The sequence below is a fragment of the Streptomyces crystallinus genome (assembly GCF_039521265.1).
GTDB lineage: Bacteria > Actinomycetota > Actinomycetes > Streptomycetales > Streptomycetaceae > Streptomyces > Streptomyces crystallinus.
The window spans coordinates 72,285-94,483 of record NZ_BAAACA010000005.1 but is presented as its reverse complement, the minus strand read 5'-3'; the positions used below and the strand labels follow the sequence as shown (position 1 = coordinate 94,483).

Annotated in this window: 20 protein-coding genes; 8 read left to right on the top strand and 12 right to left on the bottom strand. The window is 71.2% G+C overall.

Features of this window, described 5'->3' with window-relative positions:
- Positions 1-67: 67 nt before the first annotated feature.
- Together ABD236_RS03385 and ABD236_RS03380 are read right to left on the bottom strand one after the other, a co-directional pair.
- The gene (locus ABD236_RS03385) at positions 68-721 is read right to left on the bottom strand and encodes a DUF6230 family protein (RefSeq protein WP_344069907.1); all 654 of its coding nucleotides are present in this window, start codon (positions 719-721) and stop codon (positions 68-70) included.
- 638 nt (positions 722-1,359) lie between these two features.
- Positions 1,360-2,325 carry a tetratricopeptide repeat protein gene (locus ABD236_RS03380; protein WP_344069905.1) on the bottom strand — a complete coding sequence of 322 codons (966 nt, stop codon included), beginning with the start codon at positions 2,323-2,325 and terminating at the stop codon, positions 1,360-1,362.
- A gap of 275 nt (positions 2,326-2,600) precedes the next feature.
- Here ABD236_RS03380 and ABD236_RS03375 point away from each other — a divergent pair, with 275 nt between their 5' ends.
- Entirely contained in the window at positions 2,601-3,227 is a 627-nt protein-coding gene (locus ABD236_RS03375; protein ID WP_344069903.1) for a TetR/AcrR family transcriptional regulator, read from the top strand.
- 466 nt (positions 3,228-3,693) lie between these two features.
- Here ABD236_RS03375 and ABD236_RS03370 read toward each other — a convergent pair whose 3' ends face one another.
- Entirely contained in the window at positions 3,694-4,674 is a 981-nt protein-coding gene (locus ABD236_RS03370) for a GDP-mannose 4,6-dehydratase (protein ID WP_344069901.1), read from the bottom strand.
- Positions 4,671-5,825, bottom strand: coding sequence for a UDP-N-acetylglucosamine--N-acetylmuramyl-(pentapeptide) pyrophosphoryl-undecaprenol N-acetylglucosamine transferase (locus ABD236_RS03365; RefSeq protein ID WP_344069899.1), 1,155 nt, complete (start codon positions 5,823-5,825; stop codon positions 4,671-4,673). Before ABD236_RS03365 ends, ABD236_RS03370 begins: the two co-directional genes overlap by 4 nt.
- 63 nt (positions 5,826-5,888) lie before the next feature.
- Between ABD236_RS03365 and ABD236_RS03360 the strand changes: the two genes are divergently transcribed.
- A complete protein-coding gene (locus ABD236_RS03360; RefSeq protein WP_344069897.1) occupies positions 5,889-6,596 on the top strand; it encodes a response regulator transcription factor in 708 nt (235 codons plus the stop codon).
- On the top strand, positions 6,593-7,969 hold the full coding sequence (locus tag ABD236_RS03355) for a sensor histidine kinase (RefSeq protein ID WP_344069895.1): 1,377 nt from the start codon (positions 6,593-6,595) through the stop codon (positions 7,967-7,969). Before ABD236_RS03360 ends, ABD236_RS03355 begins: the two co-directional genes overlap by 4 nt.
- Positions 7,970-8,208: 239 nt before the next feature.
- Here the strand turns inward: ABD236_RS03355 and icmA are convergent, their stop codons facing one another.
- The 3 genes from icmA to ABD236_RS03340 form a co-directional block, all read right to left on the bottom strand.
- A complete protein-coding gene (gene icmA / locus ABD236_RS03350) occupies positions 8,209-9,909 on the bottom strand; it encodes a coenzyme B12-dependent isobutyryl-CoA mutase large subunit (RefSeq protein WP_344069893.1) in 1,701 nt (566 codons plus the stop codon).
- A 74-nt stretch (positions 9,910-9,983) separates the two neighbouring features.
- Positions 9,984-10,322, bottom strand: a complete 339-nt coding sequence (locus tag ABD236_RS03345; RefSeq protein WP_344069891.1) for a DUF3817 domain-containing protein — start codon at positions 10,320-10,322, stop codon at positions 9,984-9,986.
- Positions 10,323-10,625: 303 nt separating this feature from the next.
- Positions 10,626-11,138: a MarR family winged helix-turn-helix transcriptional regulator gene (locus ABD236_RS03340; RefSeq protein ID WP_344069889.1), complete on the bottom strand. Its 513-nt coding sequence runs from the start codon at positions 11,136-11,138 to the stop codon at positions 10,626-10,628.
- A 135-nt stretch (positions 11,139-11,273) separates the two neighbouring features.
- On the opposite strand from ABD236_RS03340, the gene ABD236_RS03335 reads away from it, so the two are divergent.
- Complete coding sequence (locus ABD236_RS03335; protein ID WP_344069887.1) at positions 11,274-12,302, top strand: glycoside hydrolase family 6 protein; 1,029 nt, start codon at positions 11,274-11,276, stop codon at positions 12,300-12,302.
- Positions 12,303-12,333: 31 nt separating this feature from the next.
- Here the strand turns inward: ABD236_RS03335 and glxA are convergent, their stop codons facing one another.
- From glxA to ABD236_RS03320, 3 genes are all read right to left on the bottom strand, one after another.
- Positions 12,334-14,289: a radical copper oxidase GlxA gene (glxA, locus tag ABD236_RS03330; RefSeq protein WP_344069886.1), complete on the bottom strand. Its 1,956-nt coding sequence runs from the start codon at positions 14,287-14,289 to the stop codon at positions 12,334-12,336.
- 3 nt (positions 14,290-14,292) lie between these two features.
- Positions 14,293-16,095 carry a glycosyltransferase family 2 protein gene (locus tag ABD236_RS03325; RefSeq protein WP_344069884.1) on the bottom strand — a complete coding sequence of 601 codons (1,803 nt, stop codon included), beginning with the start codon at positions 16,093-16,095 and terminating at the stop codon, positions 14,293-14,295.
- Positions 16,096-16,254: 159 nt separating this feature from the next.
- Entirely contained in the window at positions 16,255-16,599 is a 345-nt protein-coding gene (locus ABD236_RS03320; protein ID WP_344069882.1) for a DUF3817 domain-containing protein, read from the bottom strand.
- Between the two features lie 180 nt (positions 16,600-16,779).
- Between ABD236_RS03320 and ABD236_RS03315 the strand changes: the two genes are divergently transcribed.
- The 4 genes from ABD236_RS03315 (at position 16,780) to ABD236_RS03300 (ending at position 19,459) form a co-directional block, all read left to right on the top strand.
- The gene (locus tag ABD236_RS03315) at positions 16,780-17,418 is read left to right on the top strand and encodes an AIM24 family protein (RefSeq protein WP_344069880.1); all 639 of its coding nucleotides are present in this window, start codon (positions 16,780-16,782) and stop codon (positions 17,416-17,418) included.
- A complete protein-coding gene (locus ABD236_RS03310; RefSeq protein ID WP_344069878.1) occupies positions 17,418-18,068 on the top strand; it encodes an AIM24 family protein in 651 nt (216 codons plus the stop codon). Before ABD236_RS03315 ends, ABD236_RS03310 begins: the two co-directional genes overlap by 1 nt.
- Positions 18,065-18,847: an AIM24 family protein gene (locus tag ABD236_RS03305; RefSeq protein WP_344069876.1), complete on the top strand. Its 783-nt coding sequence runs from the start codon at positions 18,065-18,067 to the stop codon at positions 18,845-18,847. The genes ABD236_RS03310 and ABD236_RS03305 overlap by 4 nt, the downstream gene beginning before the upstream one ends.
- A gap of 135 nt (positions 18,848-18,982) precedes the next feature.
- The gene (locus ABD236_RS03300; RefSeq protein WP_344069874.1) at positions 18,983-19,459 is read left to right on the top strand and encodes a MarR family winged helix-turn-helix transcriptional regulator; all 477 of its coding nucleotides are present in this window, start codon (positions 18,983-18,985) and stop codon (positions 19,457-19,459) included.
- 421 nt (positions 19,460-19,880) lie between these two features.
- Here the strand turns inward: ABD236_RS03300 and meaB are convergent, their stop codons facing one another.
- The gene (gene meaB, locus ABD236_RS03295) at positions 19,881-20,837 is read right to left on the bottom strand and encodes a methylmalonyl Co-A mutase-associated GTPase MeaB (protein WP_344069872.1); all 957 of its coding nucleotides are present in this window, start codon (positions 20,835-20,837) and stop codon (positions 19,881-19,883) included.
- Positions 20,838-20,888: 51 nt separating this feature from the next.
- The gene (locus ABD236_RS03290) at positions 20,889-22,094 is read right to left on the bottom strand and encodes an acetyl-CoA C-acetyltransferase (protein WP_344069870.1); all 1,206 of its coding nucleotides are present in this window, start codon (positions 22,092-22,094) and stop codon (positions 20,889-20,891) included.
- Positions 22,095-22,199 lie beyond the last annotated feature (105 nt).

Here is a 22,199-nt window from a genome sequence, read left to right as displayed (position 1 = left end):
GCTGTGAAAGTGAAGAGGTCCCGGTGGCCGTGAGGGCCGTACTCTCAGCGGCCACCGGGGGAAGTGCCTAGTGCTTCAGCTGGCACTCGTTGGCGCCCGTGGACAGCCGCAGCTTGAGGCCACTGAGCTTGAAGCTGCCGGCCGTGGTCGCCCACGCGCGCTGCTCCACGTTCTTCAGGGTGGCGTGCTCGGCGCGCTGCGCGAAGCCGTAGGGGTTCGACTTGGGGGTCGCGTTCCCCTGCATCTTCGTCTTGCCGTTGGCCGAGCCCTCGCCGGCGGCGACGCCGATGTCGATGTTCTTGAACTCGGCGTCGGTGTCGAGCTGGGACACATCCAGGTAGATGTTGTCCGCCTTGACCGGGTCACCGCCGCCACCCGCGTTCAGCGTCATCGTGATGTTGCCGAAGAACGGGACCTTCGGGGTCACGACGGACTGACACATGTTGTAGATCTCGGCGTGGCTGAAGCCCGACACCACGACGGGGTGCGCGGCCTTGTTGCCCTCGAGGTCCGTACCGGTGGCGATCGACCCGTACTGGAGGAGGTCGTCACCTTCCAGCCGGTCCGCCGTGACCTTGAAGTCGACCCCGGACACACTGAACGACGCCGCCAGCGCACCCTGGGCGAGGCCGATGCCTATCGCCGCCGTGGCGGCCACGCTGGGCACCATGACCAGCGCGAACCGCTTCCATCTGGTCCCGCCACGAACTTGGGACTCCATGACTTTCCTCCTTCTCGGACGTACATCTCCGGGACGGACCCTCACGGGCTGTCCAGGGATGGGAGAAGTGCTACGTCCTCGGGAAGGAGCGCCCGAGTCTTCAGGCGCTTACCGCGTCCGAATCACCGGCGATCACCCCCGAGCGACAACCACTGGTCGCGCCTGACGCATCACGCACAACCTGCTGGACAGGCCCCGCCGGTGAGCGGAGACCCCCCTGTCCACGGTCGGCTCCACTGGGGCCGGCCGGCTCGGTGGGGACCCAGGAAACGCCCAGCCCCGAGTGGCTGTCGGGCTGGTGCGTTATTGGACCGAGCGTGGCCGATCGTGGTCCATTCGGGAGAGGGGCGCAAGGGGGTTCGTTACTTGCCAGTAACGGAGGGATAACCGTGGCGCGACAGCCCGGCATCGGGCCGCCACACTTCGTACCCCCAAGTCACCGGACAGAAGGGGAAATAGACGTCTCAATACGGACGTAAGAAGCAGTTCAATTTACTGCCAGTAACAGCGACCGCGTTTACCAAGTTTTGGTAAAGCGCGGTCGCCGCTTGTCTCCGTGTCGCCAAATCGTCAGCGGTGCGGACGCACGCGTGGACAGCTCAGCGGCCCTGGAGCGGCCCGAAACCCGGGCCCCCGGTTCAGTAAAGAACTCGTGCCAGCGCGCTCCGCGCCTTGGTCACCCGCGGGTCCTCCGGACCGACCACTTCGAAGAGTTCGAGCAGTCGCACCCGCGCCGCGTTGCGGTCCTCGCCCACGGTGACCCGGGCGGTCTCGACGAGCCGGCCGAAGGCGTCCTCGACGTGTCCGCCCACCAGGTCCAGATCCGCCGCGGCGATCTGGGCGGTGACGTCCGCCGGCTTCTCGGCCGCGTCCTTGCGCACCTGGGCGGGGTCCATGTCCTGGACCCGGCGCAGGAGTTCGGCCTGGGCGAGGCCGAGCTTGGCCTCGGGGTGGCCGGGGGCCTCGGCGAGGACGTTCTTGTACGCCTGGACCGCGCCGGCCAGATCGCCGGAGTCCAGGGCGACGACGGCCGCTTCGAGCAGGGCGTCGTAGGGGCCGGCCACCGGGGCGGCGGGCCGCGCGTCGGCCGCGTCCGCGTCGACGGCGATACCGGTGAGGCCGAAGCGCTCCTCGGCCACCTGGATCAGCTGGTCGAGCGTCTCGCGGATCTGCTGCTCGGGGGCCGCGCCCTGGAAGAGGGGCAGCGCCTGGCCCGCGACCACCGCGAAGACCGCCGGGATCCCCTGGATCCCGAACTGCTGCATCAGCATCTGGTTGGCGTCGACATCGATCTTGGCCAGCAGGAAGCGGCCGTTGTACTCCGCGGCCAGCCGCTCCAGGAGCGGGCCGAGCTGCTTGCAGGGCTCGCACCACTCGGCCCAGAAGTCGATGACGACCGGCACCTCGGCCGAGCGCTGGAGGATGTCGCGCTCGAACCCGGCCTCGTCGACATCGATCACGAGGGCGGACGGCGGTACGGCCGCGCTTCCGCCCTGGCGGGCGGCCTCGGCCCGGGCCTGCTCCGCCTTGGCCTTGGCCTCACCGGCCGCCTTCACCGCGGCGAGGTCGACGACGCCGCTCATGGACATGTTCCTAGGCTGCATGCGTACATCCTCCCCCTTCCGCGCGCGTGCGTGGTCACCCGGTGGCAGGATCCTGGCGCACCTGGGTCCCCACCCGGCGCCTTCGGTCCTGCGTGTGCTCTTCGGTACTGCTGATGCGTCGTCTGCTCTGTGGTCGTCGCTCAAAGACCGCTGGAGTCTTTCGCTACGAGTCGTAGCGTAACTGGAGCGGGTGCGCGAGGCCCTCCATCGGGCCGTGATCTCCCCCACAGCGCGTCCCCCGGCAGTTTCCTTACTGGCCGGTATGGTCGTACGTCATGTGTTCCGAACCCAGCCCCGGCAGAACCGCCCGCCCCGGCCGCCCCCGCAGCGCCGAGGCGGACGCGGCGATCCTGCTGGCGACCCGGCAGGCGCTGGTGGAGCTGGGCTGGTCGAAGTTGACGATGGGGGACGTGGCGACCCGCGCGGGCGTCGCCAAGACCACGCTGTACCGGCGCTGGGCGGGCAAGAACGAGCTGGTCGTGGACGCGGTGGCGGTCCTCTTCGACGAGCTGGAACTCCCCGACCTCGGCAGCCTCGCGGCGGACGTGGAGGGCGTGGTGCTCCAGTTCGCCTCCATCCTGCAACGGCCCGAGACGAAGACGGCGCTGATGGCGGTGGTCGCGGAGTCCACCCGCGACGACGCCCTGCGCGGCCGCATCCGCTCGGCGATCGTGGACCGCCAGAAACGTCTTGTACTGATCGGCCGGGAGCGGGCGCAGGTGCGGGGGGAGATCCCGTACGAGGCGGACGCGGCCCTCTCCGCGCGCCACGCGGACCTCATCTTCGACGTGGTCGCGGGGGCGGTGGTGCATCGCGCTCTGGTGAGCGCGGAGCCGGTGGACCGGGAGTGGGCGCGGGACTTCACGGCCCTGATCTGCACGGGCCTCCAGACGACCACCTGATCCTCCCCTCGATGGCTCAGCCCCCGAACCCCCTTTTCGTCTGCGGCTGAGTGGCCGCTTCTCGCGCAGTTCCCCGCGCCCCTAAACCCGCCTTCGTCAGCAGGCCGTGGTCGGCTGGTCGCGCAGTTCCCCGCGCCCCTAGGGGGTTGGGGGTGGTCGGGGAGCTCAGGGCGGCCAGCTGTCCTTCGGGGCACGGGGGCCAGCCTGAGAACCCGGCTCAGCCACAGGCTTTTAGGGGCACGGGGGCCAGCCTGAGAACCCGGCTCAGCCACAGGCTTTTAGGGGCACGGGGCCGGCCTGAGAACGCGGCTCAGCCACGGGCTTTTAGGGGCGCGGGGAACTGCGCGAGCAAGCGGCCACGGTCCGCAGGCGAAAGAGGGGTGCAGGGGGCGCAGCCCCCGCCACGGGGCCCGGGGGCCCGGCCCCACCCACCCCCGGAGGGTTTAGGGAAGGGGCGGGGTGGGGGCTAGACCGCGTAACGCGTGCTCAGGCCGCGCGACTCCACCCACTCCGACGTCCGCTTCAGCCCCTCCCCCAGAGAAACAACCGGCTCCCACCCCGCCCACTCCCGCGCCCGCGAGTTGTCGGACAGCAACCGCTCCACCTCGCTCCCGGACGGCCGCAGCCGAGCCGGGTCGGTCACGATCCGCGCGGACCGCCCCGAGGCGGCGATCAGCGCCGCGGCGAGGTCGCCGATCGAGATCTCCCGCCCGGACCCGAGGTTCACCACGGCCCCCACCGCCCGCTCGCACTCGGCCACCGCGAGGAACCCCCGCGCCGTGTCCGTCACATAGGTGAAGTCACGCGTAGGAGTGAGCGAGCCGAGCCGGATCTCGCGTACACCCGCGTGGAGTTGGGCCAGGATCGTCGGGATCACCGCCCGCCCCGACTGCCGCGGCCCGTACGTGTTGAACGGCCGCACCACCGTCACCGGCAGCTCGAACGCGTGCCAGTGCGACAGCGCCAGCATGTCCGCGCCGATCTTCGAGGCGGAGTACGGCGACTGCGGCTGGAGCGGGTGGTCCTCCGAGATCGGCACGGTCCGCGCCGTCCCGTACACCTCACTCGTCGAGGTGTGCACCAGACGCCGCACCGCGTGCCGGCGGCACGCCTCCGCGACGTTCTCGGTGCCGACGACGTTCGTCGCCACGTACGCGCCTGGCGAGTCGTAGCTGTACGGAATGCCGATCAGCGCGGCGAGGTGGAAGACGGTGTCGCACCCGGCGACCGCGTCCGACACCCGCCCGGCGTCGCGCACGTCCCCCGCGATCATCTCGACCGCCGGGTGGTCGAGCAGATGCGCCAGATGCCCCTTTTCGGCGTACGGCTTGTAGTGCACCATCGCCCGCACCCGCGCGCCCTGTTCGACCAAGAGGTCCACCAGGGTCGAGCCGATGAAGCCCTCGGCCCCGGTGACCAGGACGGTTCGGTTCCGCCAGTTGCTCATGCTGCGTGCTCCTCGTCGTACGGAAGGGAAGGGGTGGGGTGTGCGGCGAGTTCCAGGACCCGCCGGGCCAGCAGGTCCGCCGCCCGCGCGTGCGGGCCGGGGTCCGCCGCCCCCGCCATGGAGGCGAGCCGCGCCGGGTCGGCCAGCAGCGGCTCGACCAGGGCGGCCAGCCGCTCGGCGGTGGTCTCGGCGTCCGGGAGCAGCAGACCCGCCCCGGCCTCGACGAGCACCCGCGCGTTGTGCGTCTGGTGGTCGCCCGGCGCGTGCGGATACGGCACCAGGACCGCCGGGAGACCCGTGCTGGCCAGCTCCGCGACCGTCGCCGAACCGGCCCGGCACACCACCAGGTCGGCGGCCGCGTAGGCGAGGTCCATCCGGTCGAGGTAGGGCACGGCCCGTGCGCCCCACAGCCCGGTCAGCCGCCGCCGGGTCTCCTCCAGCGCGGCCGGACCGGTCTTGACCAGCAGATGGACGTCGTCGCGCCCGTGCCAGCGCCGGGCGAGGCCGACCGCCGCCTCGGTGAGCCGGGCCGCGCCCAGGCTGCCGCCGTTGACGAGCACCAGCCGCGCCCCGGGCGGCACGTCGAGGGCCCGCCGGGCCTCGGCCCGCAGCGACGGCCGGTCGAGCCGGGCCACCGCGGCGGCGATCGGCATCCCGGTCGTGACGGCGTCGGCGCCGCCCGCCAGATGCGCCCGGCTGCGGTCGAAGGCGACCGCGATGTTCCTGGTGAGCCGGGCCGCAAACTGGTTGGCCCGCCCCGGCACCGCGTTGGACTCGTGGATCAGGCTGGGCAGTCCGGCGAGTCTCGCGCCGACGATCACGGGCGCGCTGGGATAGCCGCCCATCCCCACGGCGACCTGCGCGCCCTGGGCCCGCAGGATCGCCCGGCACTGGGCGCCGGACCGCAGCAGCGCGGCGGGGAGCAGATAGCGGCGGGCGCCGAGCGCCGGGTCGAAGGGGATCATGTCGACGGTGTGCAGCCGGTATCCGGCGGCCGGGATCAGCTCGCCCTCCAGGCCCCGCTCCGTACCGACGAACGAGATCACCGCGTCCGGGACGGCCCGGCGCAGCGCCTCGGCGAGCGCGAGCCCGGGGTAGATATGGCCGCCGGTGCCGCCCGCACCGATCACGACTGAGAGTGGTGTGCGCATGCCCCGAACGTTCGCGGGGTGGCTTAAGAGGCTTCTAAGAGCGGTGTTTGGCACTCTTTGCCCATGAGCAGCAGCACACACGCCCGGCCCGCGGCCCGCATCCTCGTCGTCGACGACGAGCCGGAGGTGCGGGCCGCCGTCGAGGACGGTCTGGCCGTGGAGGGGTACGAGGTGCGGGGCGCCCCGGACGGTCTCGCGGCGCTCGCGGAGATCGCCACCTGGCAGCCGGACGCGGTGGTCCTCGACGTGATGATGCCGGTCCTGGACGGCCTCGCCGTCTGCCGCCAGCTGCGGGCGCTGGGCGACCGCACCCCGGTCCTGGTGCTGACCGCGCTCGACTCGGTGAGCGAGCGCGTCGACGGCCTCGAGGCGGGCGCCGACGACTACCTGGTCAAGCCGTTCGCACTGGACGAACTCGTCGCACGCGTACGGGCGTTGCTGCGGCGGGCCGCGCCCGAGGAGCCGGCCCCGGAGCGGCTGGTCTTCGCGGACCTGGCCCTCGACCCGGCCACCCGGACGGGCCACCGCGCCGGGCGCCCCCTGGAGTTCAGCCGCACCGAGTCCGCCCTGCTGGAACTGCTGATGCGCCACCCCGGCCAGGTCCTGCCGCGCGAGATGATCCTGGAGCTGGTCTGGGGCCGCGACTTCGGGCCGGACTCCAACTCGCTGGCGGTGTACGTGGGTTATCTGCGCCGCAAGCTGGAGGCGGACGGCGAGCCCCGGCTCGTGCACACCGTCCACGGCGTCGGCTACCGGCTGGACACCGCGTGAACGCGCGCCACCGCCTCGGCGCCCGCTGGCGGCGCCACCGCCCGCTGCGCACCCGGCTGGCGCTGGCCGCCTCGGCGGCGGTGGCGCTGGTCGCGCTCGGCGTCTGCACGGCCGCGTTCTTCGTGATCCGGTACGAGCTGTTCCACCAGCTCGATCTGAACCTCACCCAGTCCGCCACGCTCGCCGCCCAGCAGAACCGGGGCGAGGCCCCCGGCGTGCTCGCCGGTGAGTGCCGCTTCCTCGCCGCCCCGGCCTGCGCCCAGATCGTCCCCCGCAGCCCGGCGGACGATCCGGCCAGGCCGTATCTGCTGCCCGTGCCGCCGCAGGCGCGTGAGGTCGCGGCCGGGCAGCGCCGCCCGTACTTCACCAACATCACGCTCGCCGGCCACCCGGCCCGGATGCTCACCACCACGCTGCCGCACGGCCGGGCGATCCAGGTCGCCCTGCGCGCCGACACGGTGGAGCAGGGCGTACGGCAGGCGGCCCAGTGGCTGATCGGCGTCGGCGCGGCCGGGGTGCTGCTCGCCGCCGGGCTCGGCTACTGGGTCTCGCGCACCGGTCTCGCCCCGGTCGCCCGGCTCACCGCGACCGCCGAGCACATCGCGGCCACCCGGGACCCCGGCCACCGCATCGAGCTGCCGCCGGGCCCCGCCTACAAGGAGGACGAGGTGACCCGGCTCGCCGCGTCCTTCAACACCATGCTGGGCGAGCTGGAGCAGTCCGTCACGGCCCAGCGCCGCCTCGTCGCGGACGCCTCCCACGAGCTGCGCACCCCGCTGACCGCGCTGCGCACCAACGCCGAGCTCCTCGCCCGCGCCGACCGGCTGACCGAGGCCCAGCGCAGCCGGGCGTCCTCGGCGCTGGGGCGGCAGATCCGGGAGGTCACGGTCATGGTGAACGACCTGATCGACCTGGCCAGGGACGAGGAGCCGGCGCCGCTCCTGGAGGAGGTGCGGCTGGCGCCGCTGGTCGCGCATACCGTGGACACGGCCCGTGCGCACTGGCCCGCGACCCCGTTCCGGCTGGATCTCGCGGACGCGTCCGCCACGCTCCCCGGCGTCCCGGCCCGCCTCGCCCGGCTGCTGTCCAACCTCCTGGACAACGCGGCGAAGTTCAGTCCGCCGGGGGCGGAGGTGGAGGTGACGCTGACGGGCGGGGCGTTGACGGTACGGGACCACGGGCCCGGGATCGCGCCGGAGGATCTGCCGTACGTCTTCGACCGCTTCTACCGGGCCGACCGGGCCCGGGCGCTGCCCGGGTCCGGCCTCGGCCTGGCGATGGCGCGCCAGATCGCGCGGGCGCACGGGGCGGACCTGTCTGTTCGGAACGCGCCGGGCGGCGGCGCGGAATTCCAGGTGACGTGGCGGACGTAACCCCCTGTGCGGGGGTTGCCTTCGTCTGCGGACCGTGGCGGGCTGGTCGCGCAGTTCCCCGCGCCCCTGAGGTAGTCCGCCGCAGCCGGAGAACTCAGCTCAGCCACCAGGCTTTTAGGGGCGCGGGGAACTGCGCGACCAGCCCACCACCCAGCCGCAGACGAAGGCCGGGCCGAACAGGGGCGCGGGGAACTGCGCGAGCAACCGCCCACTCAGCCGCAGACGAAGGCCGGGCCCGGCTAAAAGCCGGCCGGCTCCACGTAGATGCCCCACTCCTCGCGGAGCACCCCGCAGATCTCCCCCAGCGTCGCCTCCGCCCGCACCGCGTCCAGCATCGGCGCGATCATGTTGGACCCGTCGCGCGCGGCGGCGAGCATCGCGTCCAGGGCGGCCTTCACCCGGGCCGAGTCACGCGCGCCCTTGCGGTCCGCCAGGACGCGGACCTGCTCGCGCTCCACCTCGTGGCTGACCCGCAGGATCTCCAGGTCACCGGTGACCGACCCGTGGTGCACGTTCACCCCCACGACCCGCTTGTCGCCCTTCTCCAACGCCTGCTGGTACTGGAACGCCGACTCCGCGATCTCCCCGGTGAACCAGCCGTCCTCGATCCCGCGCAGGATGCCCGAGGTGATCGGCCCGATGGGGTGCTGCCCGTCCGGGTGCGCCCGGCGCCCGCGCTCCTTGATCTGGTCGAAGATCTTCTCCGCGTCCGCCTCGATGCGGTCGGTGAGCTGCTCCACGTACCAGGCGCCGCCCAGCGGGTCGGCCACGTTGGCCACACCCGTCTCCTCCATGATCACCTGCTGCGTCCGCAGGGCGATCTCGGCGGCCTGCTCGCTCGGCAGGGCGAGCGTCTCGTCCAGCGCGTTGGTGTGCAGCGAGTTGGTGCCGCCGAGGATCGCGGAGAGCGCCTCCACCGCCGTCCGTACGACGTTGTTGTACGGCTGCTGCGCGGTCAGCGAGACACCGGCCGTCTGGGTGTGGAAGCGCAGCCACTGCGCCTTGTCGGACTTCGCCCCGTACACCTCCTTCATCCAGCGCGCCCAGATCCGGCGCGCGGCGCGGAACTTGGCGATCTCCTCGAAGAAGTCGAGGTGCGCGTCGAAGAAGAAGGAGAGGCCGGGGGCGAAGACGTCCACGTCCAGGCCGCGGCTGAGGCCGAGCTCGACGTACCCGAAGCCGTCCGCCAGGGTGTACGCCAGCTCCTGCGCGGCCGTCGCCCCGGCCTCGCGGATGTGGTAGCCGGAGACCGAGAGCGGCTTGTACGCGGGGATGCCCGCCGCGCAGTGCTCCATCAGGTCGCCGATCAGACGCAGATGCGGCTCGGGCTGGAAGAGCCACTCCTTCTGGGCGATGTACTCCTTGAAGATGTCGGTCTGGAGCGTGCCGTTCAGGATGCCCGGGTCCACGCCCTGCCGCTCGGCCGCGACCAGGTACATGCAGAAGACGGGCACGGCCGGACCGCTGATCGTCATCGAGGTCGTGACGTCACCGAGCGGGATGTCCTTGAACAGGACCTCCATGTCGGCGGCCGAGTCGATGGCGACACCGCAGTGGCCGACCTCGCCCAGCGAGCGCGGGTCGTCGGAGTCGCGGCCCATCAGCGTCGGCATGTCGAAGGCGACCGAGAGGCCGCCGCCGCCCGCCTTGAGGATCATCTTGTAGCGCTCGTTGGTCTGCTCGGCGTTGCCGAACCCGGCGAACTGCCGGATCGTCCAGGTGCGCCCCCGGTAGCCGGTGGCGTGCAGCCCGCGCGTGTACGGGTACTCGCCGGGCCAGCCGATCCGCTCGAAGCCCTCGTAGGTGTCGCCGGGGCGGGGGCCGTAGACCGGGTCGACCTCGTCCCCGGAGAGCGTGGTGAAGTCCGCGTCCCGCTTGCGGGCCTTGTCGTAACGGGCCTGCCAGCGTCGGCGGCCCTCCTCGATGGCGTCAGCGTCCATACCTTCGAATTTACTAGGACGTCCTAGTAAATGTCGATGGCCGACCGCCCGCGGGTTCTCCGCGGGCGGTGGGGTTACGCCTGGGCCGCGGCCGGCGCGGGGTCCGTGACCAGGGCCTCGACCTCGCGGGAGACCTTGCGCTCGACGAAGAAGGCGGCGGTGGGAATCGTGCCCGCGAGGAGCACCCACAGCTGCTTGCCGACCGGCCACTTCGCCTTGGAGCCGAGGTCGAAGGCGAAGACGAGGTACAGGACGTACAGCCAGCCGTGCGCGATGCCCACGACCTTGGTGAAGTCCGCGGCCCCGTCCATGTCCAGCAGGTACTTGGCGATGACGCCGAGGGTCAGCAGGACGAGGAGGACGCCGGTGACGTAGGCCATGACGCGGTAGCGGGTCAGCACGCTCTTTTTCATGCCTACGAGCGTAACGGCCACGCAACCACGATCTTGCGGCGCCCACTCACCCGGGCCCGCACCGGGTTGCTCGCGCAGTTCCCCGCGCCACTGAAACCATCCTTCGTCTGCGGACCGCGGCGGGCTGGTCGCGCAGTTCCCCGCGCCCCTGGGTAGTTCGTCGTGCGCGGGCCGGTGGCCGCTTCTCGCGCAGTTCCCCGCGCCCCTAGGAGGGCCCTGCGGGCCCATCTGAGGGGCGCGGGGAACTGCGCGCTCAGCCTACGACTGCCCGCGCCCGGCGACGGGGAGGCACCCCCACCCACCTCACCCGTCCTCGGAAAAGTCGCGCGCCGCGACGCGAAGCGGCCGCAGCAGCGCGAAGATCTCGCCGCACTCCTCCGCGTCGTAGACGCCCAGCCCGAAGTCCATCTCCATGAGATCGCGCGTCGCGTTCTCCACGACCTCGCGCCCCTTGTCCGTGATGGACGCCAGCGTGCCCCGCCCGTCGTTCGGGTTGGGACGCTTGTCCACCAGACCCGACCGCACCAGCCGGTCCACCGTGTTGGTGACCGACGTCGGATGGACCATGAGCCGCTCGCCGATCTTGGACATCGGCAGCTCGCCGGCCTTGGAGAAGGTGAGCAGCACCAGCGCCTCGTACCGCGCGAAGGTCAGCCCGTACGGCTTGACGACCGCGTCGACCTCGGCGAGCAGGATCTGGTGCGCGCGCATGATCGAGGTGATCGCCGCCATGGAAGGGACCGGCCCCCAGCGCCGCTGCCAGAGTTCGTCGGCGCGGGCGATGGGGTCGAACGGGAGGCTGAGGGGCTTCGGCACGCACCGACCTTACCGACTGGTCATATGCCGGTCAGCCCCGTCTCACGGTTCGGCCTGTGGCGCTCCCTCGCGGAGAGTGACCGATATGTCACGATTGCTGATGTCCTGTGTATGCCTGTGACCCCAGGGAGCCGCATGTCCCGGCACGGAATGGCCCGGCACCGCACCCTCCTCGCCGCCGTCCTGCTCACCGCGGTGGCCGGCTGCTCGGGCTCCCCCGACCCGGGCCCCGCCACCGGCTCGGCCCAGCACCACTCCACGGGCGAGGGCGCCGAACCGGCGCCCGGCGGGCCCTTCTGGGTGGACCCGGACAGCAACGCCGCCAAGCAGGTCAAGGTCTGGGCGGCGCAGGGCCGTACCGCCGACGCCGAGGCGCTGCGCCGGATCGCGGACCGGCCGATGGCCGACTGGCCCGCCTGGGACAACCCGGGGCCCGGGATCCGCCGGGCGGTGGACGGCGCCGCCAAGGACCGGCGCACGGTGCTGCTGGTGGCGTACAACATCCCGCACCGCGACTGCGGCGGGCTCTCGGCGGGCGGCGCCCCGGACGTGGCCGCCTACCGCAGCTGGTACGGGATGTTCGGCGAGGCGATCGGGGACGCCAAGGCGATCGTGGTCCTGGAGCCGGACGCGGTGGCCCACATGGTCGACGGCTGCACCACGCCCGAGCACTGGGACGAGCGCTACCAGCTGCTCAACGAGGCGATCGACCACTTCAAGAAGCTGCCGAACACCAAGGTCTACCTGGACGCGGGCAACCCGGCGTGGATCCCCGACCCGGCCAAGCTGGTGGAACCGCTGACCCGGGCCGGGGTCGCCCGGGCGGACGGGTTCGCGCTGAACGTCTCCAACTTCCAGACCGACGACGCCGTACGCGCGTACGGCGCCAAGGTCTCCCAGGGGCTCGGCGGCAAGCACTTCGTGGTGGACACCAGCCGCAACGGCGCCGGGCCGCTGCTCGACGACCGCGACCAGGCCTGGTGCAACCCGCCCGGCCGGGCGCTCGGCACCCCGCCGACCACCAGCACCGGGGACCCGCTGCTCGACGCGTACCTGTGGATCAAGCGGCCCGGCGACTCGGACGGGACCTGCCGGGGAGGCCCGGCGGCGGGCGCCTGGTGGCCGGAGTACGCGCTGGGCCTGGCCCGCCGCTCCAAGGCCTGAGTCACCGGGCGACGGCGTCGAAGAGCGGCGCTCAGTCGATCAGCAGCCACTTCGCCTCGGACGGCGTGCCCTCGGCGTCGGTGACGAAGAGCATGTACCAGCCGGGCGGGACGAGCGCCTTGTCGGTGGGCACCTCGACCGTCACCGAGTTCCCGTCCTTGGTCAGCCGGACGTCGATGGAGCGCTGTTCGACGTCCGTGGTGTGGGTGACCGCGCTCGGCCGCATCAGCCGGGCCCTGGCGATCCGCTCGGGGTGGGCGGTGGGGAAGGTGGCACGGCGGTCCTGGCCGACCGCCTGCGGGCCGTCGCCGAGGACCGGGCGCTTGTCCTTGTCGCGGTAGAGGTAGGGCGGGGTGTAGATCTCCATGCGCTGCTCGAACTTGCCGAGCTTGGTGTTGTCCTTGTCGCCGAAGAGCGAGTCGGAGCCGAAGGTGGCGACCCGGCCGTCGGGCAGCAGCAGCGCCTCGGAGTGGTAGTTGCGGCCGACCGTGGGGTCGGCGGCCTCGCGGAAGGCGTTGGCGGCGGGATCGTAGAACTGGGCCTTGAGGATGTTGCTGCCGCCGCGGCCCCGGTAGTCCTCGGATCCGCCGCTGGTGAAGACGGAGTCGTCGGGCAGGATCACGCTGTTGAGGTAGCGGGTGCCCTGCGGGAGCGCGGGCCCGGCCTGGAAGGCGGGGCTGTTCCGGTTGAGGTCCACCAGGGCGGTGCGGGGCGTGGACTTCTTGGACTCGCCGACCCCGCCGCCGCCGAGCAGCATGAACCGCTGGGCCTGGGCCGGCGGCAGCAGCAGTGAGCTGGCCGTCTCCAGCTGGTCGCCGTCGCCGAGCCCGTCGATCTTCTGGAAGGTGTTGGTGGTGAGGTCCCACAGGCCCGGCTCCCGGCCCTTGTCGGCGGGGCCGTAGCCCGCGTTGGCGCCGGAGTAGAAGAGCTTGCCGCTCTTGGTGAGGAAGAGCGAGGGGTAGGTCGGGAAGTACCGGAACGGCCCCTTGGTCCACTTCTTGGTCTTCGGGTCGTAGATCTCGTTGTCGCCGGCGAGGATCGTGCCCACGTCGTCGAGCCCGGAGACGGCGAGGACCCGGCCGTCCTTGAGGGTGGTGAGCGTCGGGTACCAGCGGGCGTCCCGCATCGGGGCCACCGGGATGTACTTCTCCGCCCTGGGGTCGAACTCGTACGCCGACCGGATCCCCTGGAAGTCCTGCTTGTCCATGGTGATCTTCTCGGCGAGGCCGTACGTGTTGTCGGCGTCGGCTCCGGTCAGGCCCTCTATCTCGTACTGGGCCTGCTCGGTGGTCACCGCCTTGGGGCCGTCGGCGGCGGCCTCCACGAAGACCCGGGCCTCGGCCGCGGTGACCTTGGTCTTCCAGGGCTTCATCTGGCCGGTGGCGTAGTAGCTGACCTCGAACTCGCGCTTGGCGCGGGGCACGGTGACGTCGACCTTGGAGATGTACTCGACGCCCGACGGGGAGCGGAACTTGGTCCCCTTCTTGATGGTGACGGCCTTGTCCGGGTTCTCGTTCTTGATGCGCATCCCGCCGCCGGCCCGCTTCACCTGGTCGTCCAGGACCTCGTAGCGGGCGGTGCCGCCGGCCACCAGGAGGCGGCCGTCGGGGAGCTGGGCGTGGCCGGAGCAGAAGAAGTCCTCGGGGGTGGGGACCTTCTTGAAGGTGTTGTCCTTCGGGTTCCACAGCACGGTGTCGAAGGAACCCGCGTCGAACTTCTCCTGCTTGTTGCCGGACCCGGCGATGATCAGGACCTTGCCGGTGTGCAGCAGGGCCGCGTGGATGGCGTTGGTGCGGTACTTCGCGGGGATGTCGACGGTGTCCCAGGCGCCGTACTTGCGCATGTAGTCGGGGCGGCGGATCTGGTACGCGTGGTACTGCTCCTCGGCGAAGGAGAGCGCGGCCGGGGCGTTGAGCCCGGCGAGCAGCAGCACGGCGCCGCCGCCCAGCAGGGTCTTCTTGGTGCGCGGGGAGGGCCGGTAGTCCATGGGTCAGTTCCCTCCGGTCGTCGTGGCGGCCGGTGCGGTGGCGGGCTCGGCGGACGGCGCCAGGGCGTGGCGCCGGGCGGCCGCGCGCTCGCGCCGGGCGGTGAGGGACCAGACGACGACGGGAGCCAGCGCGATGGCGAGGGCGAGGACCGCCCAGGTCCGCATCGCCGCGTGGGTGTGGCCGTAGTGCACCGAGGCGGCGAGCGAGGCGATGAGCACCGAGGCCCAGAAGAGGTGGATGCGGAAGGTCCACAGCCGGTCGGGGCTGGCCGCGCCGCCCTTGGGGGTGACGACGAACCGGCCGCGGGTGCGCAGCACCGCCGACAGGAGCGACTTGAGGTAGATGGGCGCGCAGAGCGCGGACATCCCCATCCCGGCGAGCCCGCCGGAGCCCTGCGGCTCGTGGGGCGAGACGTTGTGGCGGCGGTTCCAGAGGTAGAGGCCGATCTGGAGGGCGGCCGCGTCGCTGTAGAGCATCAGCCAGACGGAGGCGGAGACCTGGGTGCCGGAGGCGCCGAACCAGAGGAACAGCACGCAGCTGACGATGCCGAGCAGCCAGTTGACGGCGGTCATCGGGTAGTAGACGAGCATCAGGCTGTACGAGAGGAGCCGCCCGGGCGGGACCCGGAAGAGCGCCTTCCAGTACTGCTTGAGCAGCGTCTCGTAGGTGCCGCGCGACCAGCGGGTCTGCTGGGTGAAGAAGTCGGTCCAGGACTCCGGGCCCTCGCCGACGGCGAGCACGTCCGGGGTGTAGACGGACCTCCAGAAGTGGCCCGTCCTGGGGTTCTTGCGGCGGTGCAGCTCGAAGCCGGTGGCCATGTCCTCGGTGATCGAGTCGTAGAGCCCGCCGACCTGGCGCAGTGCGCTGATCCTGACGATGTTGTTGGTGCCGACGAACATCGGGGCGCGGTAGCGGTTGCCGGCCCGCTGGATCAGCGCGTGGAAGAGGAACTGCTGGGACTCGGCGGCCTTGGTGACGGGCGAGTCGTAGTTGCCGTAGACCTGGGGGCCGACCACGAACGCGACGTCGGGGTCGCGGAAGTAGCCCATCATCCGCTCCAGGAAGTCGGGGAGCGGCACGTGGTCGGTGTCGACGGAGGCGAAGAAGTCGTACTCGGCGCCGTGCATGGCGAGCCAGGCGTTGTAGTTGCCGTGTTTGGTACGGGCCTTGTGCGGGCCCTTCCTGCGGTTCCACTCGGGGACGCCGTTGCGGGTGAAGTGGCGCACCCCCAGCTCCTCGCAGAGCGCCCTGGCCCGTTCGTCGTCGCCCTCGTCCAGCAGCCAGACGTCGAGGGGGCCCACGTGGTGCACCCGGACCGCGCCCTCCAGGGTGGCCCTGACCATGGCCATGGGCTCCTTGCCGGGCACCCAGGTGGTGAGGAAGGCGACCCGGGTGCCGGGCTCGGGGAAGACGGGTATCGGGTCCCTGGCGACCATCGTGGCGTGGGCGATCGAGACCACGTTGACGACCATGAAGAGCTCGATGAGACCGATCGCGACGAGCATCGCGATGTCCAGGCCGACCAGCCACTCGTCGCCGCCCTCGCGCTCCACCCAGTGGGTGGGCCAGACGAGGTAGACGAGGAGGACCGCGGTGAGCACCGGCGCCAGCGTCATCAGGAGCACGGCGCGTATTCGGTGGGGTTCGCCGGAGAGGAGACTTCGGTACCGCACCCGGTAGGCCGCCGGGTCCGGCTCGGTGAGCGGTCCGGCGAGCCGGCTGTGGGCCTCGTAGTCGTAACGCTCCGACGGACTCTCCGACCGCACTGTGCCCTCCAGCTGATCGAGCCAGGTAGATATCCCCACAAAAGTGGAGAATCCTCGGCGTGTCGACTGGAGTACTCCGAGTGAGCGGTTCTCGTTCGAACGGTTTGCCGGGCGCTGCGGCATGGAAAGGCCCCCGGTGCCGCGCGGGGCGGCCGGGGGCCGGCGGTAGAGGGGGGACTCAGGCCGCGCGGGCGGCGGTCACGCTCCGACCACGCCCTCCTTGCGGGCCCTGGCGGCGATCAGGGCGTCCTCGGCCTGGCGCTTGAGCCGGCGCTCGGCCACGAAGCCGCCGAAGGGCAGCACGGACAGCACGAAGTACAGGGCGGCGGTCTTCACCGGCCACTTCGCCTTGTTCCAGGCGTCCGCCCAGAAGATCACGTACAGGATGAAGAGGATGCCGTGGATCGCGCCCATCACCGGGACGGCGTTGACGTCGGTCGTCCGCTTCAGCACCGAGCACACGAGCAGCAGCAGGAAGGAGACGGCCTCCGGGGCCGAGACCAGCCGGAGACGGTGGAGAGCGGATGCGGTCTTGATGTCCACGGGGGCACCTTCGGTGGGAGGGGCGGAAGGGTGTTGCTTGTGAACGCAAGCACAAACGTTCTCCATTGTGACACCGGCGGCGCCGGGATCTCGGCGGGGGTCCCCGAGGGCAGCCGGGCGGTCCGGGGCCGGGGCCGCCGGGCCCTGGTGGGGCGGGGGTCCGGCCGCTAACGTCAGCCCGTGGCAACGTTCCGACTCCAGGGCAGCAAAGTGCTTGCCGTCGACATGACCGGCGACGCCGTCAAGGCGAAGAACGGCTCGATGGTCGCCTACGACGGCCAGATGGCCTTCAAGAAGATGTCCGGCGGCGGTGAGGGCATCCGCGGCATGGTGACCCGCCGCCTGACCGGCGAGTCCATGGCCGTGATGGAGGTGAAGGGCAACGGCACCTGCTACTTCGCCGACCGGGCCTCCGAGATCAACCTCGTCTCGCTCCAGGGCGACAAGCTCTGGGTGGAGGCGAGCAACCTGCTCGCCACCGACGCGGGCCTGCGCACCGGCACGACCTTCACCGGGCTGCGCGGGGCGACCCAGGGCAACGGCCTGTTCACGACCACCGTCGAGGGCCACGGCCAGGCGGCGATCATGTCGGACGGGCCCGCGGTGGTGCTGCGGGTCTCCGCGCAGTACCCGCTCTCGGTCGACCCCGGCGCCTACATCGCCCACCAGGGCAACCTCCAGCAGCACTTCCAGTCCGGGGTGACCTTCCGCACCCTGCTCGGCGAGGGCTCGGGCGAGGCGTTCCAGATCCGCTTCGAGGGCGAGGGACTGGTGTACGTACAGCCCAGCGAGCGCAACACGGTCGGAGGGGACGTCTGATGCCCTTCCGCGAGATCAACTCCAAGATGGTCGAGGCCACGGTGGCTCCCGGCCAGAAGATGTTCAGTCAGCGCGGCGCGATGCTCGCGTACAAGGGCGAGGTGTCCTTCACGCCCAACATGCAGGGCGGCCAGGGTGGGCTGATGTCGATGATCGGCCGTCGGGTGGCCAACGAGGCGACCCCGCTGATGACGGTCGAGGGCAGCGGCACGGTGATGTTCGGCCACGGCGGCCACCACATTCAGGTGATCAACCTCGCCGGGGACACGCTCTACGTGGAGGCGGACCGCCTCCTCGCCTTCGACGGCACCCTCCAGCAGGGCACCATGTTCATGGGCTCGCAGGGCGGGGTCATGGGCATGGTCCGGGGCCAGGTGACCGGCCAGGGCCTGTTCACCACCACGCTCAAGGGCCATGGCGCGGTCGCGGTGATGGCGCACGGCGGAGTGGTCGAGCTGCCGATCACCCCGCAGCGGCCGGTCCACGTCGACCCGCAGGCGTACGTGGCGCACCACGGCGACGTACGCAACAAGCTGTCCACGGCGCTGGGCTGGCGGGACATGGTGGGCCGGGGCTCGGGAGAGGCCTTCCAGCTCGAACTGTCCGGCAGCGGCGCGGTGTACGTCCAGGCCTCGGAGGAGAAGCTGTGACCGGCCCGGTGATCTTCGACCCGTTGTCCCTCCCGGCAGACGACAACGTCAACAAGTACACCTTCTGCGTGGAGCTCAAATCGAGCCAGTGGTTCCTCCAGAAGGGCAAGATGATCGCCTACTACGGGCGGATCGACTTCAACGGCATCGGCCACGGCCGGCTCGACCGGCTGCTGCGCACCAGCTTCCACTCGCCGCTGCACGCCAGCGACTGGGTGGTGGCGGAGGGCTCCGGCAAGATGCTGCTGGCGGACCGGGCGTTCGATGTGAACTCGTACGACCTGGACGAGGGCAATCTGACGATCCGGGCCGGCAATCTGCTGGCCTACCAGCCGACGCTGGCCCTGAAGCAGTCGATCGTCCCGGGTTTCCTGACGCTGATCGGAACCGGGAAGTTCGTGGCGGCGTCCAATGGACCGGTGGTGTTCATGGAGCCGCCGATCCGGGTGGACCCGCAGGCGCTGGTCGGCTGGGCCGACTGTCCGTCGCCCTGCCACCACTACGATCACGGCTACATGACGGGCGTACTGGGCGGAATCCGGTCACTGACGGGGCTCGGCGGTACGTCCGGCGAGGAGCACCAGTTCGAGTTCGTGGGCGCGGGCACGGTGCTGCTCCAGTCCACCGAAGTGCTGATGGCGGAGCAGACGACCGGGCAGGTGCCCGCAGAGCCGGGCGTTCCGGGCGGCGGGGTGCCGGCCGGGGGGCACGGGCCGGCGGGTTCGGCACCGCGTCTTCCCGGCCAGCTCGGAGACCTCCAGCGTCGCTTCGGCCTGTGAGCGGTAGTCTGCGGAGTGTGACGTCGAACGCGTGCACCCTTGCCGGGCGCTGACCACGACCCTTGTGCCGGTGCGTGCGGGGCGTCACACTCCCAGGCTTCGTTCAGAATTCAACTTCTTAGGTAGAATCCACATATGGAGACCGAGACGGCCACCAACTGGCTGACCGATAGCGAGCAGTGCGCCTGGCGTACCTATCTGGACGTCAACAGGATGCTGACGCACCAGATGGAAAAGGACCTGCAGCCGTTCGGCCTGACCAACAACGACTACGAGATCCTGGTCAACCTCTCGGAGGCCGAGGGGCAGCGGCTGCGTATGAGCGACCTCGCCGCCGCGACCCTTCAGTCCAAGAGCCGCCTCTCGCACCAGATCACGCGGATGGAGAACGCGGGGCTGGTGCGGCGGGAGAACTGCGAGTCCGACCGGCGGGGGCTGTACGCGGTGTTGACCGACGCGGGGGTGGAGACGATGGAGAAGGTGGCGCCGCACCATGTGGCGTCGGTGCGCAAGCACTTCATCGACTTGCTGTCGGGGGAGGCGCTGTCGGATCTGCGGGCGTCGCTGACGCCGGTGGCGGAGCATCTACGGGGCCACCGGGGCAAGCTCTGAGTTTGCGCCCGGCCTTTGTCTGCGGGTGTGTGGGTGGTTGCTCGCGCAGTTCCCCGCGCCCCCAAACCCTCTTTCGTCTGCGGGCCGTGGCCTCTTCTCGCGCAGTTCCCCGCGCCCCTAAACCCGCTCTCGTCTGCGGCCCGTGGCCGCTTCTCGCGCAGTTCCCCGCGCCCCTAGGGGGTCGGGGCAGCCGGAGAACCCAGCTCAGCCACAGGCCTTTAGGGGCGCGGGGAACTGCGCGAGCAACCGGCCACCGGCCCGCAGACAAAACAAGCACCCGATCGCCCCGCAGGGGCGCCTTCAGGGGCGCGGGGAACTGCGCGAGCAACCCACCACCGGGCCGCAGACAAAGGCCGGGCACAAACAGGGGCGCGGGCGGCCCACCACTCACCCGCAGACGAAGGCCGGGCTCCGGGCGGGCCTACGCCTCCGTCAGGCCCTGGACCAGTTCGTCCGCCGCCGCGTACGGGTCCAGCTCCCCGCCCACGATCCGCGCCGCCAGCGCGGACAGCCGGCGGTCCCCCCGCAGGTCCCCGATCCGCTCCCGCAGGGCCGTGACCGCGATCGTCTCCACCTCACGGGACGCCCGCGAGAGCCGCCGCTCCGCCAGCACCCCGCACTCCTCCATCCACGCCCGGTGCTTCTCCAGCGCCTCGACCAGCTCCTCGATGCCCTCGGAGCGGGCCGCCACCGTCTTGACGATCGGCGGGCGCCAGTCGCCGGGGCCGCGCGCCTCGCCGAGGCCCAGCATGTGGTTGAGCTCACGGGCCGTGGCGTCGGCCCCGTCCCGGTCCGCCTTGTTGACCACGTACACGTCGCCGATCTCCAGGATCCCGGCCTTGGCCGCCTGGATCCCGTCGCCCATTCCGGGCGCCAGCAGCACCACCGACGTGTCCGCCTGGGACGCGATCTCGACCTCGGACTGGCCGACGCCCACCGTCTCCACCAGGATCACGTCGCAGCCCGCCGCGTCCAGCACCCGGATCGCCTGCGGGGCCGACCAGGCCAGGCCGCCCAGATGCCCCCGGGTGGCCATCGAGCGGATGTACACCCCGGGGTCGGAGGCGTGGTCCGACATCCGCACCCGGTCGCCGAGCAGCGCGCCCCCGGAGAACGGCGAGGAGGGGTCCACGGCGAGGACCCCGACCCGCTTCCCGGCCCGCCGGTACGCCGTCACCAGCGCCGACGTCGAGGTCGACTTGCCGACACCCGGCGAACCCGTCAGCCCCACCACGTACGCCCCGCCCGTCAGCGGAGCCAACTGCGCCATCACCTCGCGCAGTTGCGGGGACGCCCCCTCGACCAGCGAGATCAGCCGGGCCACCGCACGCGGCCGGCCCTCCCTCGCCTGTGCCACCAGCTCGGGGACGTCCACCATTGCCGCTCCGTTCGGTTCGGGTTCGTTGCGTACGTACAGCGGGAGGCGCGGCTACTTGTTGCCGGGGACCTTGATGATCAGGGCGTCGCCCTGGCCGCCGCCGCCGCACAGCGCCGCAGCCCCCGTACCGCCGCCGCGGCGCTTGAGCTCGAGCGCGAGGTGGAGCACCACGCGCGCGCCCGACATGCCGATGGGGTGGCCCAGGGCGATCGCGCCACCGTTGACGTTCACCTTTTCCGGGGAGACGCCGAGGTCCTTCATTGACTGGACCGCGACCGCGGCGAAGGCCTCGTTGATCTCGATGAGGTCGAGGTCCTCGACGCCGATGCCCTCCTTGGACAGGGCGTGCTTGATGGCGTTGGACGGCTGCGACTGGAGCGAGTTGTCCGGTCCCGCCACGTTGCCGTGCGCGCCGATCTCCGCGATCCACTCCAGGCCCAGCTCCTCGGCCTTGGCCTTGGACATGACGACGACCGCGGCCGCGCCGTCCGAGATCTGCGAGGAGGTGCCCGCCGTGATCGTGCCGTCCTTGGCGAAGGCCGGGCGCAGCTTGCCCAGCGACTCGGCGGTCGTCTCGGCGCGGATGCCCTCGTCCTTGGCGAAGATCACCGGCTCGCCCTTGCGCTGCGGGATCTCGACCGGGGTGATCTCGGCCTCGAACAGCCCGTTCTTCTGGGCGGCGGCGGCGCGCTGGTGGGAGGCGGCGGCGAACTCGTCCTGCGGGGCGCGCTCGATGCCCAGGCGGGTGTTGTGCTTCTCGGTGGACTCGCCCATGGCGATGTTCTCGAAGGCGTCGGTCAGACCGTCGTACGCCATCGCGTCGAGCATCTCGACCGCGCCGTACTTGTAGCCCTCGCGGGACTTGGGCAGCAGGTGCGGCGCGTTGGTCATCGACTCCTGGCCGCCCGCGACCACCACGTCGAACTCACCGGCGCGGATCAACTGGTCGGCGAGCGCGATGGCGTCCAGGCCCGAGAGACAGACCTTGTTGATGGTGAGCGCCGGCACGTTCATCGGGATGCCGGCCTTCACGGCGGCCTGGCGGGCCGGGATCTGGCCCGCGCCGGCCTGGAGCACCTGGCCCATGATCACGTACTGCACCTGATCGCCGCCGATGCCGGCCCGGTCGAGCGCCGCCTTGATGGCGACGCCGCCGAGGTCGGCGCCCGAGAAGGACTTGAGGGAGCCGAGCAGTCGGCCCATGGGCGTGCGGGCGCCCGCGACGATCACTGAAGTGGTACCGGTCGTTCCAGACATGAGGCACAGCCCCTTGGGAGGTGAGGAGTGAACGAGGGTTTACTGGAAATGTACTGAGCGGTACCGGCGGCGTCACCGGCCAGCCGGTGTGATCGCGCGCACGTT

Coding starts and splice junctions, on each gene's coding strand:
- ABD236_RS03385 (WP_344069907.1), bottom strand. CDS start 721: ATGGAGTCCCAAGTTCGTGGCGGGACCAGATGGAAGCGGTTCGCGCTG.
- ABD236_RS03380 (WP_344069905.1), bottom strand. CDS start 2,325: ATGCAGCCTAGGAACATGTCCATGAGCGGCGTCGTCGACCTCGCCGCG.
- ABD236_RS03375 (WP_344069903.1), top strand. CDS start 2,601: ATGTGTTCCGAACCCAGCCCCGGCAGAACCGCCCGCCCCGGCCGCCCC.
- ABD236_RS03370 (WP_344069901.1), bottom strand. CDS start 4,674: ATGAGCAACTGGCGGAACCGAACCGTCCTGGTCACCGGGGCCGAGGGC.
- ABD236_RS03365 (WP_344069899.1), bottom strand. CDS start 5,825: ATGCGCACACCACTCTCAGTCGTGATCGGTGCGGGCGGCACCGGCGGC.
- ABD236_RS03360 (WP_344069897.1), top strand. CDS start 5,889: ATGAGCAGCAGCACACACGCCCGGCCCGCGGCCCGCATCCTCGTCGTC.
- icmA (WP_344069893.1), bottom strand. CDS start 9,909: ATGGACGCTGACGCCATCGAGGAGGGCCGCCGACGCTGGCAGGCCCGT.
- ABD236_RS03345 (WP_344069891.1), bottom strand. CDS start 10,322: ATGAAAAAGAGCGTGCTGACCCGCTACCGCGTCATGGCCTACGTCACC.
- ABD236_RS03335 (WP_344069887.1), top strand. CDS start 11,274: ATGTCCCGGCACGGAATGGCCCGGCACCGCACCCTCCTCGCCGCCGTC.
- glxA (WP_344069886.1), bottom strand. CDS start 14,289: ATGGACTACCGGCCCTCCCCGCGCACCAAGAAGACCCTGCTGGGCGGC.
- ABD236_RS03310 (WP_344069878.1), top strand. CDS start 17,418: ATGCCCTTCCGCGAGATCAACTCCAAGATGGTCGAGGCCACGGTGGCT.
- ABD236_RS03300 (WP_344069874.1), top strand. CDS start 18,983: ATGGAGACCGAGACGGCCACCAACTGGCTGACCGATAGCGAGCAGTGC.
- meaB (WP_344069872.1), bottom strand. CDS start 20,837: ATGGTGGACGTCCCCGAGCTGGTGGCACAGGCGAGGGAGGGCCGGCCG.
- ABD236_RS03290 (WP_344069870.1), bottom strand. CDS start 22,094: ATGTCTGGAACGACCGGTACCACTTCAGTGATCGTCGCGGGCGCCCGC.